The 3,684-nt window shown below is 35.1% G+C and carries 6 protein-coding genes; all 6 read left to right on the forward strand.

Going from position 1 to position 3,684, the window contains the following annotated elements:
- The coding region (locus tag RV17_RS12855) for a COG1470 family protein (protein WP_143139949.1) at window positions 1-698 on the forward strand (698 nt) is incomplete at its 5' end.
- Window positions 699-911: 213 nt separating this feature from the next.
- Window positions 912-1,673: a formate/nitrite transporter family protein gene (locus RV17_RS12860; protein ID WP_067481312.1), complete on the forward strand. Its 762-nt coding sequence runs from the start codon at window positions 912-914 to the stop codon at window positions 1,671-1,673.
- Window positions 1,674-1,952: 279 nt separating this feature from the next.
- Complete coding sequence (gene amaP, locus RV17_RS12865) at window positions 1,953-2,513, forward strand: alkaline shock response membrane anchor protein AmaP (RefSeq protein WP_071869442.1); 561 nt, start codon at window positions 1,953-1,955, stop codon at window positions 2,511-2,513.
- Window positions 2,514-2,524: 11 nt separating this feature from the next.
- Entirely contained in the window at window positions 2,525-2,713 is a 189-nt protein-coding gene (locus RV17_RS12870; RefSeq protein ID WP_067481316.1) for a DUF2273 domain-containing protein, read from the forward strand.
- Window positions 2,714-2,725: 12 nt separating this feature from the next.
- Window positions 2,726-3,274, forward strand: coding sequence for an Asp23/Gls24 family envelope stress response protein (locus tag RV17_RS12875; RefSeq protein WP_082904057.1), 549 nt, complete (start codon window positions 2,726-2,728; stop codon window positions 3,272-3,274).
- 43 nt (window positions 3,275-3,317) lie between these two features.
- Window positions 3,318-3,563 carry a GlsB/YeaQ/YmgE family stress response membrane protein gene (locus tag RV17_RS12880; protein WP_067481318.1) on the forward strand — a complete coding sequence of 82 codons (246 nt, stop codon included), beginning with the start codon at window positions 3,318-3,320 and terminating at the stop codon, window positions 3,561-3,563.
- Window positions 3,564-3,684: the final 121 nt, after the last annotated feature.

The following is a 3,684-nucleotide window of genomic DNA, read 5'->3' on the forward strand; positions in this document are numbered from 1 at the left end:
TGTCAAGAAGTGAGGAAGAAACCAATGTTGGCGATGAATTACTTTATGTTTACACGCTAACGAATAATAGCTCCGTTGCGTCACTTAAGTCGGGAAATCTTTCAATTGAGTTACCAGAGGGATTGGAAGTCGTGACACGAAGTGAACAAAATGTGAGTATTGATGAGCTAGCACCTGGTAAAACGTTTACTTATCAAGTAAAAGTAAAAGTGACAGATGCTGCGTTGAATCAAAATCCAGTAGTTAAAGTAACAGGAAAAGCAACAAATGAAAGTTCAGTCGAGCAAGATATTCCAGAAGCTTCAATCGAGGTTCCTGGGGGAATTGTTAACGAAATTGATACTTCGGAAATCAACCTAACAATACCAACAAAAATGAATTTTGGTTCAGACGAAGAAAAAATCATTTCACCTGTTTACAAAATGGAAAACAATTCAACTGTACCTGTCGAAGTATCTGTTGAGCAATTTACACCAGATACAGAACTAAAAGACAAGAATTTATTACTGAAAATTGTTGCTGATGGACAACCTGTGACTCTTTACGAAAATAATCAAGAAATCAACCGAGCACATCTATTGCTAACTTTAGATGCTCAAGAAATCAAACAAGTTTCATTTGAAGGTTCTGTTAATAAACAAACGGATGTATCGAAATCATCTTCTAACATGCGGTTGAGATTTAAATCAACTAAATAAATCCTAATGAAAAGATTTTGGAGAATCAAATTACTTGTTAAAATGGATAATTAGGTAACTGGGACAGCTTTTAGTCCCAGTTTTTTTTTTGAAAAATGATGGAAGAGTTATAGAAATGAGGAATTAGTGAAAAAATGTACAAAACTATTGAAAACGGTTGATTTAACTGTAAAGTAGTAAAAAGGAGAAGAAAAGTTTAAAGGAGCGATTTTTGTGTATTCACCAAGTGAAATTTTAGCAATCAGCATTGAGAATGGTCAGAAAAAAATTGAAAAAACATGGATAGCCAAATGGATTTTAGGCTTCATTGGAGGCGCGATGATTTCTTTAGGTTATCTAGCATATATTCGAGTATCGGCTTCGATTCCAGCAGATTTAGCCAGTGTTCAGGCGTTAGTTGGCGCATCTGTTTTCCCAATTGGATTAATTGTGATCTTGTTGGCCGGGGGAGAATTGATTACTGGGAACATGATGGCTGTGAGCACAGCATGGATGGCAAAGAAAGTTTCTTTTAAAGAACTTTTACTAAACTGGTTAACGATTACATTAGCAAACTTATTGGGTGCTTTTTTTGTTGCTTATGCTTTCGGACATGTGTTGGGTTTAACGCATAGTGGCGTGTATTTAGATCAAGTGCTATCATTAGCAGAACATAAGGTCAATGTTTCGTGGGAACAAGCAGTCATTTCTGGTATTGGTTGTAACTGGTTTGTTGGACTTGCTTTATGGTTATGCTATGGTGCGAAAGATGCTGCTGGGAAAATTTTAGGTATTTGGTTTCCCGTGATGATCTTCGTTGCGATTGGTTTTCAGCATAGTGTGGCAAATGCATTTGTTATTCCTGCGGCCATTTTTGAAGGCTCATTGAGTTGGGGAGAATTCTTTAGAAATTTCTTGTTAGTGTACGTAGGAAACATTCTTGGTGGTGGCGTTTTTGTTTCAGGATTTTATTATTTAAGTTATAAAGGTCACTAAGAAAAACAATTGAAAAACGATTCAACTAACCGTTCATTTTAGAAATGAACGGTTTTTTTAGTTTGTCTATTTGTTTTTTAATAAGTAAGCATAACTTTTGCAAAAAAAAATCGAAAGTAATAGTCTGTAATTAAGATAAATTAGAAAAACATAAAAAGAGAACGCTTTGATTGTGAGTAAATTGCCATAAAAATGTTGTTATATTCGCTGAATGGCTAGATTTTATTTAGTAAATAATTGGCAAATTGCCATTGTTTAAAAAATTTTAGGAGGTGGAAAATGAATAAAGGGGTTAAAGTGATTGGAATCATCGGAAGTTTGGTTATCCTTTCAATCTCGTTGACGGTTGCATTGATTTATTCACTGTATCAGTTGCCAACTTTCTTAGAGAATGTTCGATACTTTATTGTTACTAGTTTTTACTTTCAACAATATATCTTTTGGATTGCCATTGTATTTAGTATTCTTGTTGCCATATTTATTCTATTCATCCTTTTTTATCCAAAAACCAAGACAACCTTTGTCTTGAAGCGAGAACATGGAACTTTAGCTGTCGATAAAAAAGCGATTGAAGGATTAGTTCGAACGAAATTACAGGCAGAAGAATTTATTCATTCCCCTAGAATTGTGGTTCGTGCAACAAAAAATCGAATCAAAATCAAAGTGAAGGGTGAATTGAAGCGAACTTCTTCGCTAATTGGGCAAACAGACCAGTTGATGAAGGAGATCGAAGCAGAAGTCAAACGATTGTTAGGGGTAAATGAACCTGTTCAAGTGATAGTCACTTATCAGCAATTTCAAAAAGCAGCAAAAGAAAACAAGCACTCTCGAGTAGAGTAGGAGGGCAAAAAATGAATCAATTCTTTTCAACATACAAGCTCCCTATTATCTTTGGGGGTCTTGGGCTCATTTTAGCGATTTTGTGGTTAACCGTAGGATTTTTTAAAACCTTGCTCATTTTGGTTTTAACCGCAATCGGTATCGCAATTGGTTTTTATCTTAAAGAAACACATCTTTTAGATGATTATTTTAAATTTTAGGAGGAATGGATAATGGCACACAACGAATTCAAACCTGCAACAGAACAAAAAAATACAAAGGGGATTGATCAAATGAATGGAGAACTAACTTTTGAAGACAAAGTGATTCAAAAAATTATTGGAATTGCTTTAGAAGATGTGGATGGCTTGCTAACTGTGGATGGCGGATTTTTCTCCAATATTGCTGAAAAATTAGTGAATACAGATAATGTAACAGCAGGAATCGACACAGAAGTTGGTAAAAAACAAGTAGCTGTTGATATGGATGTTGTTGTTGAATACGGTAAGGACATTGAAGGTATCTACGAACAAATGAAAGAGTTAATTGGTCGTGAAGTGAAAAATATGACTCACTTAGATGTGATTGAAGTTAATGTGAACGTCGTTGACATCAAAACACGCGAAGAATACGCAAAAGAAAGTGAAACAGTTCAAGATAAAGTAACGGACGCAGCAAAATCAACTGGTGAGTTTGCTTCAAAACAAACCTCTAAAGCGAAAAAAGCTGTCGACAAAGGAACGCAACGTGTGAAAGAAAACACTGAACCTCGTGTGGAATAATAAAATAATTTAAACTTGTAAAATTTGAAAAGGAGTGAGTGACATGGGCTTTATTTGGTCATTAATTGTTGGTGGTATCATCGGAGCTGTGGCAGGTGCAATTACGAAGAAAGGTTCTTCAATGGGAATTATTGCAAATATTGCTGCAGGTTTAGTTGGTTCTGCATTGGGACAATGGCTACTAGGAAGCTGGGGACCAAGTTTGGCAGGAATGGCAATCATTCCGTCAATTGTTGGTGCAGTGATCTTAGTGCTAATCGTTTCATTCTTTGTCCGTAAAATGGATTAAGTTTGGTTGAAATAGTTTATCTAAAGTGAATTGAAAAAAGGTCTGGAAGAATTCTTCCAGACCTTTTTTAATTACTAATTAAATTGAATTTTAGTACCAACCGTTTGCTAACCAGAATGAT

Origin of the sequence: Enterococcus thailandicus (assembly GCF_001886265.1) — a bacterium.
Taxonomy (GTDB): domain Bacteria; phylum Bacillota; class Bacilli; order Lactobacillales; family Enterococcaceae; genus Enterococcus_B; species Enterococcus_B thailandicus.

Bases quoted from the DNA above. Each gene is read 5' to 3' on its own strand.
- amaP (WP_071869442.1), top strand. From the start codon at position 1,953: ATGAATAAAGGGGTTAAAGTGATTGGAATCATCGGAAGTTTGGTTATC.
- RV17_RS12870 (WP_067481316.1), top strand. From the start codon at position 2,525: ATGAATCAATTCTTTTCAACATACAAGCTCCCTATTATCTTTGGGGGT.
- RV17_RS12875 (WP_082904057.1), top strand. From the start codon at position 2,726: ATGGCACACAACGAATTCAAACCTGCAACAGAACAAAAAAATACAAAG.
- RV17_RS12880 (WP_067481318.1), top strand. From the start codon at position 3,318: ATGGGCTTTATTTGGTCATTAATTGTTGGTGGTATCATCGGAGCTGTG.